Raw genomic sequence first — 453 nt, forward strand, 5'->3', positions numbered from 1 at the left:
ATCGCGGCGACCGTAACCGCCGCGGTCGTTGCGGTCGTTGTCGCGCCGGAAGCCGCCGCGGTCACCGCGGTAGCCGCCACCAGCACCGCGGTCACCACTGTCCCGTCGCCGCTGGTCGCGCTCCGGTCGGTCGTCGGGAGAGTTGGTAGACATCGGTGACTCCTGTCTTCGGTACCGCAAGTATTGTAAAAACAAAAGGACCCTTGGTCCCAGCTGAACGCTGGGACCAAGGGTCCTCCAAAGATTGTTCGGCGGCGTCCTACTCTCCCACAGGGTCCCCCCTGCAGTACCATCGGCGCTGTGAGGCTTAGCTTCCGGGTTCGAAATGTAACCGGGCGTTTCCCTCACGCTATGACCACCGAAACCCTAATGGTTTCGAGCGAACAAGCACACTTTTCATTTGTGTTCATGTGTTCTGCTCAAAGCCGGCAACTGTTCGTTGCCTCAGAACAT

General features: G+C 59.8%; 1 rRNA gene. It reads right to left on the reverse strand.

The window, feature by feature from the left end:
• Nucleotides 1–246: 246 nt before the first annotated feature.
• Nucleotides 247–363 (reverse strand): 5S ribosomal RNA (gene rrf, locus K7G59_RS34455).
• Between the last annotated feature and the right edge of the window lie 90 nt (nt 364–453).

It is taken from the genome of Streptomyces sp. NK08204, assembly GCF_020400585.1.
GTDB lineage: Bacteria > Actinomycetota > Actinomycetes > Streptomycetales > Streptomycetaceae > Streptomyces.